This is a genomic window from Paralcaligenes ginsengisoli (assembly GCF_054781135.1).
The window spans coordinates 81,869-95,550 of record NZ_BAAGUZ010000019.1; the positions used below are offsets into that span (position 1 = coordinate 81,869).

A 13,682-nucleotide genomic window follows, 5' to 3' on the forward strand; every position below is an offset into this window, starting at 1 on the left:
GCAGCATGACGAATGCCATCCATCACAAACTTCCTTCAGCCTGCCCAATCGCGCACGTAGCCGGAGCGGTGCCAAAACCCTCGACGGGCTGCCCTATCAGTCAGCACGCCGCCGATTTCGACCCGTTTCAAGATGCTTACATGGAAAACCCTTCCGAATTTATACGCTGGGCACGCGAAAAGGAACCGGTTTTTTATAGCCCCAAGCTCGATTACTGGGTCGTGACACGTTATCAGGCGATTAAAAATATTTTTCGAGACCCGATTACGTTCAGTCCGTCAAATGTTTTGGAGCCGATAGAGCCGCTTTCAAATGAAGCGGCTGCCATTTTGAAGCACTATGGCTATGCAATGAATCGGACCTTGGTCAATGAGGACGAGCCGGCGCATATGGCTCGACGACGGGTACTGATGGCACCTTTTACACCAGAACACCTGAAGCAACATGAGCCGATGGTGCGCCGCCTGGTCACAGAGGCCATCGATCAGTTTATGGATGAAGGCCACGTCGATCTGTTCCAGAAGCTGTTATGGGATGTCCCCTTCTCCGTGGCTTTGCATTTTCTGGGCATCGATGATGACTCGGATCGTGAAAAAATGCACCGCTTTTCGATTGCGCATACGGTCAACGCCTTCGGGCGGCCGACCCCTGAGGAACGGGAGTCGGTAGCGCATACCGTCGGTCAGTTCTGGCAGTTGGCAGGCGAAGTGCTGGAAAAAATGAAACGCACGCCAGATGGACCGGGGTGGATGCGCTACTCGATCCGTCAGCAAAAAGACTATCCGGATGTGGTCACGGATTCCTATCTGCACTCGATGATGATGGCGATCATCGTGGCCGCGCATGAAACGACGTCCTTTGCATCGGCCAATGCGATCAAAATGCTTCTGGAACATCCGGAAGCTTGGCAGGATCTGTGTGCCGATCCCGGGCTGATTTCACCTGCAGTGGAAGAATGCCTGCGGCATAGCGGCTCCATTGCATCATGGCGGCGCAAGGTTATGAGTGATGTCGAGATTGAAGGCGTCCGGATTCCAGCCGGCTCCAAGCTATTGCTCGTAGTCGCTTCCGCCAATCACGATAACAAGCAATTCAGCGATCCCGATTTTTTCGATATCCGGCGTGACAACACAGTCGAGCACCTGACCTTTGGCTTCGGCGCTCACCAATGCCTGGGCAAGAATATCGGCCGGATGGAGATGCAGATTATCATCGGCGAATTGACACGGCGCCTGCCCCACATGCGATTGGCCCAGCAGTCGTACAAATATGTCCACAACTTGTCGTTCCGCGGGCCGCGAAATCTCTTGGTGGAATGGGATCCCAATCTCAATCCCGAGCGGCTCGACTCGGTAGCATTGCAACAAGTTCAACCCGTACGGCTGGGAGCGCCTCTCGCAAAAAACATGGTGCGCAAGCTTGTGGTGGAATCGGCGGAAAAAGTGGCGCCAGACACGGTACTCCTGCGTTTGGCGTCTCCCACGGGATCGCCGCTTCCGAATTGGACCCCAGGGGCACACCTGGATGTCGAGTGTGGTGATACGGGGTTGTCCCGACAGTACTCTCTGTGCGGCGATCTGGAAAATCGCGAGACATGGCAGATCGCGGTACAACGCGATCCCAATAGCCGCGGTGGGTCGGCCTGGATACACGATTACGCCAAACCAGGTGCGACGCTGCGCATTCGCGGCCCACGAAACCATTTCCGCATGAGCGAGGCATCAACAGATCGTATTGTGCTGATTGCCGGAGGCATTGGCATTACCCCCATCATGGCTATGGCACAGCATGCACAGTCTCTTGGCATCGACTACGAAATTCATTTCAGCGGCCGATCTCGAGCTGCACTGCCGCTTATTGAAAACCTGCAACGCCGCCATGGCGTTCGCCTGCGCTTGTACATCAGCGAAGAAGGGCATCGAAACAATTTCCGTGAACTCCTCGCCCAGCCCAACGCCACAACGCAGATTTACGCATGCGGCCCCTCACGGATGCTTGATGACCTGCAAAATGTGCTTGTCCAGCAAGGCTGGCCTGACCGTGCCCTTCATGTCGAGCATTTTATCAACACCGCCAACAGGCTTGATCCGGATAGGGAAATGGCTTTTGAGGTTGAGCTGAGAAACTCCGGGCTGACATTACAAGTGCCCGCAAACAAGACCCTGCTCGAGGTATTGCGAGCATCCAATATCGATGTGCAAAGCGACTGTGAAGAAGGCCTTTGTGGAGCCTGCGAAGTGGGTGTGGTGTCGGGTGAAATAGATCATCGCGACAGCGTGCTAAGCCTCACGGAAAAGCAGAAAAGCACACGGCTGATGGCGTGTTGTTCCCGCGGTTTGTCAAAACCGCTTGTGCTTGACCTCTGAACCAGAGGCCGGACGCAACCATGTAAAATTCCCGCTATTCTTGCTTGCCCGCGGGGATTCGCGAAGCCCCGTTTCAGGAAATTGCAAAAGACGCATTGTTTTGGCCCAAGGAAGCGTGGTGATAGGGGTTTTTGATTCTGGTAGTGGCGGACTTACGGTCCTAAAAGAGCTCAGGGCAACACTGCCTGACCAACACTTCATTTACTACGGTGACCACGGGAACGCACCCTACGGTAACCGCGATGCCGACTCGATCTACGAACTCACCCTGTCGTCGTTGACACGACTCTTTGCCCTGGGCTGCTCCTTGGTCGTGGTGGCGTGCAACACGGCGGCGGCTACGGGACTTCGCCGTCTTCAACAGACGTGGCTGCCCATTCACTTCCCCGACAAGCGTGTCATTGGCGTCATTGTCCCAATGGTGGAAGCGATGACCGGTGTTCCTTGGTCGACGACGCACGATGTGGATAAGCAAGGCTTCGTTCGGAAGAATGTAGCTGTCTTTGCGACACGGTACACGGTGAACAGCCAAGTATTTGTCGAGGAAACAAGAAGGCGAGCTCCCGAAATCAACGTGATTCAACAGGCCTGCCCAAGCCTCGTCAGGCTTATCGAGGCGGGTGCCCCATTACCTGACCTTCGACGTGCCGTCCGGCGCTATGTCGCCCTTTTACTGCGCCGCCTGGACGGAGAACGCCTGGCGGCGGCGCTACTCGGCTGCACGCACTACCCCTTGATCGAGGATCTCTTCGTCGAGGCTTTGCCCAGCCATGTCGAGATTTTTTCGCAACCGAAAATAACCGCCAACAGCCTTGCCGCCTACCTGGCCCGTCATCCGGAGTTCCTGGATAGCCGAGAGCCGGGGATCTCTTTCTATACCTCGGCAACCCCGGAAAATATAACGAAGCTTGCGAATCGCTTTTTTGGCAGCAACCAGATCCAGTTCAATGAACTGACAAGTGTCGGCTGCCGCTCTGGCAGCATATCAAATGGCCGCATGCATACCTGCCCCCAATCTGTGCAGTCACTACCATTGGCCACGCCGCACTAAGCGGCCAGGCGCATGCCTGCCCGATGGCCGTCCGCTGTCGCCGCAAGCAGGTCGCGTGGCGACAGGCAGTCACCCACGGGAATGACTTCGACGCCCGCTTCCTCAAGTTCGGCAAGCATTTCGTCGTTCCGAGCCCGCGGCGTTGAATAGGTGAGCAAGGACAGGTTCGCAATCCGGAAAACCTCGCCTGTGTAAAGATGCCGGTAAGCCAGCTCCCCCCCCTCGATAAGCTCATTCCACATCGGTTCGCACAGGAAAATTACATCTATCCCCTTTTGCGCCAAACGGCGATGCACGCCCTGTCGGGTCACCAGCGACATATCGTCGGCAATGGAATTGCGCGGCGTGATAATGACGACGCGCTCAAACAGTGCATGCAGGCGCTCCGCCGCGGCGTAAGTACCTTCGCCATGATCCATATCGAAAATCACGGCGGTACCCGGCTGCCGAGCGGTAATATCCAGTAGCGCGCCCATAGCCTGGCGCAGGTCGGGCACCATTCCGGATTCTACGGCGTCGGTGGGCAGCCATGCCGGCGGCATCATTGTGCCGCCTGTGGCCAGTACCACCGCATCCGGCGAGAGCGCCAGAATACCCGGCACATCGGCCTGCACGCCCAGCTCGAACCTGACCCCGGCCCGTTGTGCGCAAACTGTCTGGTAATCGTAGATGCTGCTGACCTCTTCGCCTCCCGGAAAATGGGAACGCAGCCACGCTTTACCGCCAATATGGGCCGATTGCCCGAAGACAGTGACCTTATGGCCACGCGCCGCAGCAACCCAGGCGGCTTCCATTCCCGCGATGCCCGCCCCCACCACCACTACAGATCGGGGAGCCGACGTAGGGGCCGGCCAGAAATCAACTTCGTCGGGATCGCAAACACGGGGATTGTTCACACAGGCGACCGGCGCATGCCGTGTAATGATGGTGTCCCAACAGGTGTTACATGACACGCAATAGCGTATGTCGTTGCTTCGGCCGGCCGCTGCCTTTATCGGCCAAGCCGGATCCACCAGCAGCGCCCTTCCAAGCCCTATCAGCTCAGCTTCCCCACGCGCAAGTATGCCTTCGGCCTCGGCTGGATCGGTAATGCGCCCCAATGCCATGTGAGGCGTATGCGGAGCCGCATGACGCAGTTGCGTGGTGAGCTGCAGGTAAGGCAGTCGCGGACCATAACGGTCCGGCACATGCATCTCCAATGTGCGGCTATGAGTGCCTTGCGCAAAGGCAATGTAGTCGGCCTGGCGCGAAGCGGTCAGCAAAGAGGTAATGATCATGGCCTCTGCCGGACCGATGCTTTGAGGCATACCGTCGTCTCCGGGCAGCTTCAAGCCGATGATGAAATCGCGGCCGCAGACGGCGCGGATGGCGGCCACGATTTCGGCGACAAACCGCGTCCTGTTTTCCCAACTGCCGCCATATTGATCCTGCCTGTGGTTGGAATACGGAGACATGAATTGATGAAATAGATGCCCGTGTCCGCATGACAGTTCCACGCCGCTGAACCCGCATTGCTGCAAGCGCCGCGCCGAATCGGCGAAATCCCCGACATACCGCTCGATTTCAGCAATGCTGAGCGCACGTGGCGCGGACCAGCTCAAGTCATCGGGCAGGACAGAAGGAGCAACCGCATTCAGATGGCGGCCGGCTTCATGGCGCGCCCGGCCCGGATGCTGTATTTGTCCAAGCAGCCGGCAATCATGTTCCTCCACCGCGGAGGCCCATCGTTTCAAATCGTCGGTATTCCTGTTGTCGAAAACATGCACTTTCGCCGGCACCGCCTGCATGGCCGACATGGCCAAAGGTTCGGTGATGATCATGGCCGCTCCGCCTCGAGCCCGATTGGCATGATATTGAATCAATGCCGGCGTAACCTGTCCGTCGCGAGCCGTGAGAGTGGTCATGGAGGCATGCGCGATCCGGTTGCGCAGGTATTTTCCCGCCAGGGAAAAAGGCGTTTCCAATAAAGGTACAGCAGTCACGGGCGAACCGGCCGCCTGCGACGCAGGCGTTTCAAGGGAAGGCATCTGATTCAATCGACTTTGATATGAGCTGTTTCCACGACGTTTTTCCATTTCGCTGATTCCTGGCGAAAGAAAGCAGCGAACTCCTGAGACGTGCCGCTGCGCGGCGTCGCCCCCAGCTTGGCCAATTGGGCAACGATCTGAGGCGAACTGATGGCCGCATTGATCGCTTGATTCAAGGTCTTCTCCACAGCGTCCGGTATATGAGCGGGAGCAAATACACCCCACCATACGCTTACCGTGAAATCTTTCATGCCCTGCTCTATGAAAGTGGGAATTTCCGGCAAGACTGGGCTGCGCTTTTCGCTGGCTATACCCAATGCCTTCAGCGTCCCCGCCTTCAGATAAGGGATGGCATTCAATTGATTGGTGAACATCAACTGGACGTGACCGCCTATCACATCGGTCAAAGCGGCATTGCCCCCGCGATAAGGGATATGCTTGATGTCCACCTTGGCTTGCGCATTGAACATTTCCGCGGCCAGATGCTCGGTCGTACCGCTTCCGCCCGAAGCAAAATTGAGGCTGTTGGGATTCGAGCGAGCCAAATCGATGAGATCTTTGACATTGTTGGCCCGCACAGACGGATTGGCCAGCAACAATGTTGGTACCGTTCCCACTAGCGCAACAGGCGCGAGGTCGCGATCGGGATCATAATTAAGGTTGCTGTACAGGCTGCCGTTGACCGAATTGCCTGTGGATCCCATCAATAAGGTATAGCCGTCCGGATCGGATTTCGCCACGAATGACGCCGCGATATTGCCGCCCGCACCGGTACGGTTTTCGACAACGAAATTCTGGCCCAGGCGCTTGGTGAGGTCCGCCGCAAGTATCCGGGCTACGATATCCACCGCCCCTCCTGCGCCGAATGGCACGATCAGATGGACCGGCTTATCGGGATAGGCTTGCGCAAAAGCCGTGGGCACAATTAGCGACGATGCCCCGGCCAGCAAACCCGCGCCGCACAAAGCGTTCCCCACGGCTTTCAGCATCCGACGCCGGGCGTTTCCATTATTTTGATTCATTTTGCCTCCCCCTTATAGACTCAGTGTTTGAATCCTGCTACAAAAAAACTGATCAGCCTGGGAATCGTATTGCCCTTGGCTCGAGGATTTATCATCCCCTTCGAAAGCCGGGATATCCTTTGCGAGTTCGCCATGGTGTAGTGAACAGCCCCCAACAGAAAGTGAAACCGCCAATAGATTTCTTCCTTTGGAATTTCCGGCAAGGCCCGGCAAAACTCTTCGATAAATAGGCCATTCGATTCATCGAACACGGCCGAAACCAGGTTCTGGCTCTGTACAGAATCAAACGCAAGGCGCGCTCGCAAGCGTAGAAAGGCTTCGCCGTTTTCAGCGGACGATTGCAGCTCCAGGGCCGGCACCAGAAAAGCATCCAGGATGTCTTCAAGCTTGGCCTTCCCTAGCGCATCGCGCGGAACCTCTCTCAGTTTCTTCAGCCTGCCTTCGACAACCGGCTTGGTACGCTCTATAAACAACTCACTGAGCAAACGCTCTTTCGAGCCAAAGTGATAGTGGATGGCGGCAACATTCACGTTGGCCGCCTCCGTCAATTCACGAAACGTAACATCCAGGCCTTTATCGCCAAACAGGCGCTCCGCCGCATCGAGTATTCGCTTGCGCGTGTCGGCTGGCTTATTGTCAGTTATGGGATCCTGCTGCGTAGTGTCGATTTTGCGCTCGGGTTTCATATTGGAAGAATGCATTCTATTTTATTAAAACAAATATTTCAAACATTTGTTTTAATAAAAACAGTACACTGACGGCACGCATCAAAGCGCTGATCTCTGTTTTTCCACAAGGCCGGTAAGCTAAGGTTTGTTTTTATAGTAAAAGGATCGCTGTTCATGGACAAAAAACCTCTTTCAGTAGACTTTAAGTCGACCGCACTGGTTTTGATCGATCTTCAGCATGGCATTGTTGCCATGGATGTAGCGCCCATTACCGGCGTCCAAGTAATACAGCGCTGCGCCGCCTTGGCTCAGCGCTTTCGTGAACTCGGCGCGCCGGTCGTGCTGGTCACCGTGGGGAATCTGGCCGATGAGGGCGATATGCTGCGCCCAATAGCCGACGCCATGGCTCCAGCCGGAGTTCGCCGGCCTGAAAACTGGTCCACGCTGGTTCCCGAAATCGGGCCGGAAGCCGGTGATATCCTGATCCGCAAGCGCCAGTGGGGCGCTTTTTATGGAACAGAGCTGGACTTGCAACTGCGGCGCCGCGGCATCAACACAATAGTGCTGGCGGGAATAGCCACTAATGTAGGCGTTGAATCCACAGCGCGCGATGCATTCGAACATGGCTATAACCAGATTTTCGTCAGCGACGCTATGGCGAGCACATCACGCGAAGCACACGAGGCAACCTTGAAATTCACCTTCCCCAGGATAGGCCTGACGCGCAACTCCGAGGAAGTGCTCCAAGCCCTGAAATGAATTCGATCCTCGATTAGGCGGATAATGTCCTTGCATGCAGGGCACGCATAGCAAGCCAGGCGTGCGCACCCTCTATGCACATAACAGGAATCATTGCCATGACCACGAAATTCAAGATTGGCGACCATGTGGGCTGGAACTCTGAAGCCGGCCAGGTAAGCGGCACGATTACCAGAATCCACACCAAGAACTTCGAGCACAAGGGTTATACGCACCATGCAACAGTGGCCGACCCACAGTACGCAATCAAAAGCGATAAAACCGAGCACATCGCCATGCACAAAGGCACGGCGCTGCACAAGATCGACTAGGCCATGCCTAAAAAAAGCCAGGCAACAACAGTCTGGACTATCGGCCATTCAACACGGCCGATCCAGGAGTTTCTCGATCTGCTTGCCGAGCATCAGATTCAGACCATTGCCGATGTACGCAGCCTGCCTGGCTCGCGCAAATACCCCCAGTACGACCAGGAAACACTGGCCGCCACGCTGGCGGCGCACGGTGTAGGATATCAATGGCTGAAGAGCCTGGGCGGACGTCGGCGTGCTCACCCAGGCTCGCCGAACACCACCTGGCGCAATGCCTCGTTTCGTGGCTACGCGGACTACATGTCGAGCCCTGAATTCGCGCAAGGGTTGGACGAGCTACGCGAGCTGGCCTGCCGGTCGCGCACGGCATTGATGTGCGCGGAAGCGGTCTGGTGGCGCTGCCACCGCTCGATGATCGCCGATGCGCTCTGTGCCGACGGCATCCACGTCTTGCATATTATGGATGCCAAACACTGCGTCACCCACCCAATGACTTCACCGGCTCGCATCGTAAACGGCCAACTGACTTATACCCTGCCGTAGTCCAACCGAACGGACACCGCGGCGGCTTCGGCTAACAACGCCAGCAACTGTTACCTCGACGATAAGTTGCAACTACCCTGCAGTCTGACAACCCTTGTCGGCAAGGAGCGCATCCCGATTCACGGCGCGCAAGTGCTTGAGCAATGCAAGAACGCCGGCGGAATGCGCCGCATCGGCCCTGGTCGCGATGCCGACCGGGCGCGCAGTCTCGCACAGATCGACAGGCAGGATGCAGAGCAATCCGTCCCGTTCTTCGAAATAGACCTGGTGTCTTGAGATCATGGACAGGCGGTTGCTCTCGACCAGCAGAGCGCGTATCGTCGCCAGGCCATTCGACTCAATCGGATTGGACGGCATCGCAAGCCCCGCGTTGCGCATGGTGCGTTCGATCACACGGTATGCCGGCGTACCTCGCCTGGGCAGCACCCAGCCCCACTGTCCAAGCGCTGCCAATGTCAGGGCCTTCGGCTTGTCGAGCGGATGGCCCTTGCGGGCGATCACCGATAACGTGCTGTCGAACAGCCGCTCTTGCACGATGTCGGTGGCCGGACATGGCGAACGCAGCGGGCCGACGATAACGTCTATATCGCCATAGCGCAGTTGCTGCAACAGAGTATCGTAAGATCCATCCACAAGGCATATCTTCAGGCCATGGTGCTCCTCGATTAGACGGCTTACGGCACGCGGTACCAGCAGCGTACCGGACAGCGGCAAGACGCCTACCCTGACGCGGCCCATAATGACCCCCGTGCTTTCCGCAATATCGCCAGGCATGGCGGCAATTTCGGTCAAGGCGAGTTTTCCGCAGCGAATCAGAATCTCGCCTGCGGTCGTGGCAATCATGCCGCTGCTGGCTCTCAGCAACAAGGGTACGCCGACCTGTCGCTCCAGATCGTTCAAGGCCTGTGCCACGGCCGGTTGCGAAATACCGAGAAGCGTGGCCGCAGCACCCTGCGTGCCTGACTCCGCCGTGGCGATGAGTGCCTGAAAATGGCGGTGTGTCAGGGCGTGGACAAGGTGGCGCACCGAGCACCGAATTATTTTATTCTCGGCCTCTTCCCGGCGTAGATGCCCGGCCAGCTCGCTCTCCGCCTGCTCCAGATGCATCAATGCGCGCGTGGCGCGCTTTTCCGCAACCGCGCCGAAGGAAGTCGTACACATGCCTTGGGCGGTACGATGAAACAGAAGCACACCAAGCTCACGCTCGAGCTTCTGGATTGCACGCGTTACCGCCGGCTGGGTCAGATGCATTTCTTCTGCCGCCTTTCTGACGCTGCTCCATCGCGCCACCCCTACGAATGCACGGAGGCGACGCAGATTGGGTTCGATAGTCGTGATTTCCAGCTTGCTGCCTCCTCGATGCCCCCGCGGGACGATGGGCCACCACGGCAGCAATAAGCAAAAGGTATCGCTGCATGGCCAAAATGCATTATGCCCTCTTGCTCCCCCTTCTGCATACTGCAAGCAGGGACCCGTGATCGCATCCACGGATCCAGCCAATTGCTTAATGGAGATCCCCCCAATGCCTTATTTAACGCCTCCTCCCGATAGCTCTCCCAAAAAGCCGGCGACGATAGCCCCAACGGGAGGTTGGGACTGTCAAATCCACCTCTTCGGCCCTGTCGAACAATACCCTTTCGACCCCGACAGCCCATACGTTTCGGCGCCAGCCTTGCCCGAAACCGCCATAAGGATGCTCGATACCCTTGGACTGGCGCGCGCTGTTGTTGTAAGCGGCGGCGGGTACGGTCGCGACTATCGGTATCTGCTGGATGTGCTGAAGCGCTATCCGCAGCGCTTTGTCGGTGTAATTCTGCCGCCGGACGCACTCTCGGATGAGGAGCTTCAGAGGCTGGACACGCTGGGCGTACGCGGCGTTCGATTTGTCAGCGCCAGGCGGGCATCCAATCTGCCGCAGATACTGCCCGACATGGCAGCCCAGGCTGAAAACATAGGCTGGCCCATCCATTTTTATCCGCACGGCGAAGATATCGTCGAATATTCGGACCGCCTGCTTTCATTGCCCAACAGCAAGATCGTCCTGGACCATTTCGGGAGCGTGCCAACGGCCAAAGGCCTGGACCAACCCGCAATGAAAGCCATACTGAAGATGCTCGACACGGGCCGTGTCTGGATCAAGCTTTCCGGACCGATGCGCTGCGCTGCCGGCAATATGCCCTATCCGGCGGTCACGCCATTTGCCCGCGCCTTGATCCGCCATGCCCCCGACCGCATGGTCTGGGGCTCGGACTGGCCCCATGTCAATATGGTCGACAGGCAAATGCCCAACGACGGCGACCTGTTCGACCTGATTGCGGACTGGGCGCCCGATGAGCATGACCGTGCCAGGATCCTGGTCACGAACCCCGGCCAGCTATATGGCGCGCCACCCCGGTCCGAGGCCTGAGGCCGACGCACTGCCGCAGGAACGGGAAACAATAAATACAAGGAGACTTTCATGAAGCGCTTTTCCATCATCCCAGCATTATTGATCAGCACGCTGCTTGGCACTACGGCACAGGCGGACACGTTCCCCAGCCATCCGATCCATCTCATCGTACCGTTCTCTCCGGGCGGGAGCACGGATCTCGTGGGCCGTCTCGTCGGTGCAAAAGTAGCGCAGATCCTGGGCCAGCCAGTTGTTGTCGAAAATCGCGCGGGCGCGGGCGGCTCTATTGGCTCGGCCTATGTGGCGAGGTCCGCGCCCGATGGCTACACATTGCTGATGGCAACCACCTCGCATACCGCCAATCCGGCCTTATACAAATCACTGCCATACGACACGCTGAAAGATTTTGCACCCATCTCCCTTCTTTGCGACATGCCCGGGCTGCTTGTGGCCCATCCGTCATTGCCTCCCAATAATTTCAAGGAGTTCATCAGCTACGCCAAGACACACAAGCTGGATTATGGCAGCGCTGGAATCGGCACCTTCCCCCACCTTTCGATGGAAATGCTGAAAAGCCGCGCCGGCCTGCAAATGACACATATCCCTTATAAGGGCGCCGCGCCCGCGCTGGCCGATCTGGTGCATGGCGTCTATCAGGTGAAAGTTGATGCATACATTACGGCGAACGGCTTCGTGCAAAGCGGCAAGCTCAAGCTGTATGCGGTCACCAGCGCACAACGCATGGAGCAATTGCCCAATGTCCCCACCGTCGCCGAATCCGGCTACCCGGGCTTCGAATCAACCTACTGGATCGGCATTGTCGCGCCCTCGGCCACACCGGCACCTATACGCGCAAAGCTGGAAAAAGCTTTCATGCAGGCTATCCACGACAAGGACGTGTCGGCAAAACTCATAGCGACCGGGACACGCCCAATTGGCAGTACGGCAACCGTTCTGGATCAACGCATCAAGCGGGAACTGACGCAATGGCCGGTAATTCTGCGCGACGCGGGCATCAAGGAACACTAGCATGACGCCGAACCGCCCCCATGCCGCCTTGATAGCACCCACCGGACGCCTGCGCGCAGCCATAAATCTAGCCAATCCGGTGCTTTGCTCAGGGCATACCGCGGAAGGAGAGGTCGCGGGCCTGGCCGCCGATATCTCGCTCGCACTGGGTCGCTGGCTGGGCATGGATGCCGAGCTGGTGACATTTGACTCCGCCCGCCGTTGCGTAGCGGCGGTGCTGGACGAGAAAGTGGACGTAAGCTTTTTCGCCATGGACCCGACGCGAGGCCAGGAAATTCACTTTACGCCGCCCTATATCCAAATGGAGGGCATCTACGTGGTGCCGGACAGTTCCCCGATCATCGTCGCCGCGGACGTCGACCGCCCAGGCCATCGCGTTGCCGTCGGGGCGGGCAGCGCCTACGCGTTGTTTCTTGCACGCGAGTTCAAATACGCACAAGTGATTGAAGTTCCCACCTCGCCCGAAGTCGTCGATACCTTTGTCCGCGATGAATACGAAGCCGCCGCTGGCGTAAGGCGCCAGATTCAACGCGATGTGGCCAAACATCAGCCCGGCTTGCGCATAATCGAGCAGCCATTCATGGCCATCCACCAATCGCTGGCCATTAAAAAGTGTCGCGGAGACCTTGCATGCTCCACCCTGAATGAATTCATCGAAGACATCAAGGCAGGCGGTTTCATAGCCCACGCATTGCAGAGCCATGGAATTGCAGGGCCTGCCATTGCGCCCGCGGGCTACCCTGCAGGCTAACGGTCGGTGCTTTTTTTAATATAAGGGATCGCTTGATCTATCGTGTCCCATATAAATCGACCGCTAGGGACTCGTTGCTCCTCGGCAATATGTGATACCAGGCCAGCGGCTCGTGAAATCACGGCAAAGCCGCGCATCAACTGGGTGGGAATGCCGAGTTCTCCCAATAATGCCGCAACGGCACCTGTCGCATTAATAGTGATGTGCTTTCCATACACGTCGTCTACGGCTCTGTTCAGTGTAAGCAAGGCGTTGACATGGGACTGGGCCAGTTCAGTTTCCCGCTGCGCAATTTGAATCAGTTTGATCGAGCGTGGGTCGTCGGGTTTATGCAGATGGTGGCCGAAGCCAGGCAAATGCTGTTTGTCATTTTTATATGAATGCGCGATATCCAACGCCGTCTGTTCCGGATTACCGGAATCGAGCAATTGATTGAGCAACCCGGAGCAGTTTTCCATCGTGCCCACAAATTGGCTTCCAACCGCCATAAGCCCCGCCGATACAGCCCCTTGCAGGTTTTCCGGGGCGCTCATATAGATGAGGCGTGTCGCAATGGCGCTGGGGGTCAGGCCATGTTCCATCAGCGTGATGAGCACCGCATCGACAATTCGCAAATCGACAGGTCGCGGAATGCGGCCGGTAATTTGCATGAACATGACCTCGGTGAAGGTGCGCTCGCCAATTAAATCGTTGACCAAGTCCTTGTCCCGGTAGTTCATGCCTGTAAGACTGTGAGCGCATAATTCCGTTGTCGGCGTTTTATTCATGC

Annotated in this window: 13 protein-coding genes; 8 read left to right on the plus strand and 5 right to left on the minus strand. The window is 57.2% G+C overall.

Annotated features, from left to right (window positions below; translation table 11 throughout):
* The first annotated feature begins 5 nt into the window (after nucleotides 1–5).
* Together ACYVIS_RS10615 and murI are read left to right on the plus strand one after the other, a co-directional pair.
* Nucleotides 6–2,366, plus strand: a complete 2,361-nt coding sequence (locus ACYVIS_RS10615) for a cytochrome P450/oxidoreductase (RefSeq protein WP_232741464.1) — start codon at nucleotides 6–8, stop codon at nucleotides 2,364–2,366.
* A complete protein-coding gene (gene murI, locus ACYVIS_RS10620) occupies nucleotides 2,356–3,417 on the plus strand; it encodes a glutamate racemase (protein ID WP_460873946.1) in 1,062 nt (353 codons plus the stop codon). Before ACYVIS_RS10615 ends, murI begins: the two co-directional genes overlap by 11 nt.
* On the opposite strand, the gene ACYVIS_RS10625 is transcribed toward murI, so the two are convergent.
* From ACYVIS_RS10625 to ACYVIS_RS10635, 3 genes are read right to left on the minus strand one after another with little or no spacing between them, the layout of a single operon-like run.
* Nucleotides 3,414–5,444 (minus strand): oxidoreductase, encoded by a 2,031-nt coding sequence (locus ACYVIS_RS10625; protein WP_460873947.1) that lies wholly within the window; start codon nucleotides 5,442–5,444, stop codon nucleotides 3,414–3,416. The two genes, murI and ACYVIS_RS10625, sit on opposite strands and share 4 nt — an antisense overlap.
* Before the next feature lie 5 nt (nucleotides 5,445–5,449).
* Nucleotides 5,450–6,466, minus strand: coding sequence for a Bug family tripartite tricarboxylate transporter substrate binding protein (locus ACYVIS_RS10630; RefSeq protein WP_232741466.1), 1,017 nt, complete (start codon nucleotides 6,464–6,466; stop codon nucleotides 5,450–5,452).
* 20 nt (nucleotides 6,467–6,486) lie between these two features.
* On the minus strand, nucleotides 6,487–7,167 hold the full coding sequence (locus ACYVIS_RS10635; RefSeq protein ID WP_232741467.1) for a TetR/AcrR family transcriptional regulator: 681 nt from the start codon (nucleotides 7,165–7,167) through the stop codon (nucleotides 6,487–6,489).
* 141 nt (nucleotides 7,168–7,308) lie between these two features.
* On the opposite strand from ACYVIS_RS10635, the gene ACYVIS_RS10640 reads away from it, so the two are divergent.
* The 3 genes from ACYVIS_RS10640 (at nucleotide 7,309) to ACYVIS_RS10650 (ending at nucleotide 8,744) form a co-directional block, all read left to right on the plus strand.
* Entirely contained in the window at nucleotides 7,309–7,893 is a 585-nt protein-coding gene (locus ACYVIS_RS10640; protein WP_232741468.1) for a hydrolase, read from the plus strand.
* A 98-nt stretch (nucleotides 7,894–7,991) separates the two neighbouring features.
* On the plus strand, nucleotides 7,992–8,204 hold the full coding sequence (locus ACYVIS_RS10645; protein WP_232741469.1) for a hypervirulence associated TUDOR domain-containing protein: 213 nt from the start codon (nucleotides 7,992–7,994) through the stop codon (nucleotides 8,202–8,204).
* 3 nt (nucleotides 8,205–8,207) lie between these two features.
* Entirely contained in the window at nucleotides 8,208–8,744 is a 537-nt protein-coding gene (locus tag ACYVIS_RS10650) for a DUF488 domain-containing protein (RefSeq protein ID WP_232741470.1), read from the plus strand.
* Nucleotides 8,745–8,816: 72 nt separating this feature from the next.
* On the opposite strand, the gene ACYVIS_RS10655 is transcribed toward ACYVIS_RS10650, so the two are convergent.
* Nucleotides 8,817–10,232 (minus strand): LysR family transcriptional regulator, encoded by a 1,416-nt coding sequence (locus ACYVIS_RS10655; protein ID WP_460873948.1) that lies wholly within the window; start codon nucleotides 10,230–10,232, stop codon nucleotides 8,817–8,819.
* Between the two features lie 34 nt (nucleotides 10,233–10,266).
* Between ACYVIS_RS10655 and ACYVIS_RS10660 the strand changes: the two genes are divergently transcribed.
* The 3 genes from ACYVIS_RS10660 to ACYVIS_RS10670 are packed head-to-tail and all read left to right on the plus strand — an operon-like array spanning nucleotide 10,267 to nucleotide 12,913.
* Nucleotides 10,267–11,151, plus strand: a complete 885-nt coding sequence (locus ACYVIS_RS10660) for an amidohydrolase family protein (RefSeq protein ID WP_232741471.1) — start codon at nucleotides 10,267–10,269, stop codon at nucleotides 11,149–11,151.
* A 51-nt stretch (nucleotides 11,152–11,202) separates the two neighbouring features.
* On the plus strand, nucleotides 11,203–12,162 hold the full coding sequence (locus tag ACYVIS_RS10665; protein WP_232741472.1) for a Bug family tripartite tricarboxylate transporter substrate binding protein: 960 nt from the start codon (nucleotides 11,203–11,205) through the stop codon (nucleotides 12,160–12,162).
* 1 nt (nucleotide 12,163) lies between these two features.
* Nucleotides 12,164–12,913 carry a transporter substrate-binding domain-containing protein gene (locus ACYVIS_RS10670; RefSeq protein ID WP_232741473.1) on the plus strand — a complete coding sequence of 250 codons (750 nt, stop codon included), beginning with the start codon at nucleotides 12,164–12,166 and terminating at the stop codon, nucleotides 12,911–12,913.
* Here ACYVIS_RS10670 and ACYVIS_RS10675 read toward each other — a convergent pair.
* Nucleotides 12,910–13,680, minus strand: a complete 771-nt coding sequence (locus ACYVIS_RS10675) for a citryl-CoA lyase (protein ID WP_232741474.1) — start codon at nucleotides 13,678–13,680, stop codon at nucleotides 12,910–12,912. The two genes, ACYVIS_RS10670 and ACYVIS_RS10675, sit on opposite strands and share 4 nt — an antisense overlap.
* Nucleotides 13,681–13,682 lie beyond the last annotated feature (2 nt).

What these genes read in the sequence shown, in the direction of transcription:
- ACYVIS_RS10615 (WP_232741464.1), top strand. Translation starts at nt 6, where the DNA reads ATGACGAATGCCATCCATCACAAACTTCCTTCAGCCTGCCCAATCGCG.
- ACYVIS_RS10625 (WP_460873947.1), bottom strand. Translation starts at nt 5,444, where the DNA reads ATGCCTTCCCTTGAAACGCCTGCGTCGCAGGCGGCCGGTTCGCCCGTG.
- ACYVIS_RS10630 (WP_232741466.1), bottom strand. Translation starts at nt 6,466, where the DNA reads ATGAATCAAAATAATGGAAACGCCCGGCGTCGGATGCTGAAAGCCGTG.
- ACYVIS_RS10635 (WP_232741467.1), bottom strand. Translation starts at nt 7,167, where the DNA reads ATGCATTCTTCCAATATGAAACCCGAGCGCAAAATCGACACTACGCAG.
- ACYVIS_RS10640 (WP_232741468.1), top strand. Translation starts at nt 7,309, where the DNA reads ATGGACAAAAAACCTCTTTCAGTAGACTTTAAGTCGACCGCACTGGTT.
- ACYVIS_RS10645 (WP_232741469.1), top strand. Translation starts at nt 7,992, where the DNA reads ATGACCACGAAATTCAAGATTGGCGACCATGTGGGCTGGAACTCTGAA.
- ACYVIS_RS10650 (WP_232741470.1), top strand. Translation starts at nt 8,208, where the DNA reads ATGCCTAAAAAAAGCCAGGCAACAACAGTCTGGACTATCGGCCATTCA.
- ACYVIS_RS10660 (WP_232741471.1), top strand. Translation starts at nt 10,267, where the DNA reads ATGCCTTATTTAACGCCTCCTCCCGATAGCTCTCCCAAAAAGCCGGCG.
- ACYVIS_RS10665 (WP_232741472.1), top strand. Translation starts at nt 11,203, where the DNA reads ATGAAGCGCTTTTCCATCATCCCAGCATTATTGATCAGCACGCTGCTT.
- ACYVIS_RS10670 (WP_232741473.1), top strand. Translation starts at nt 12,164, where the DNA reads ATGACGCCGAACCGCCCCCATGCCGCCTTGATAGCACCCACCGGACGC.
- ACYVIS_RS10675 (WP_232741474.1), bottom strand. Translation starts at nt 13,680, where the DNA reads ATGAATAAAACGCCGACAACGGAATTATGCGCTCACAGTCTTACAGGC.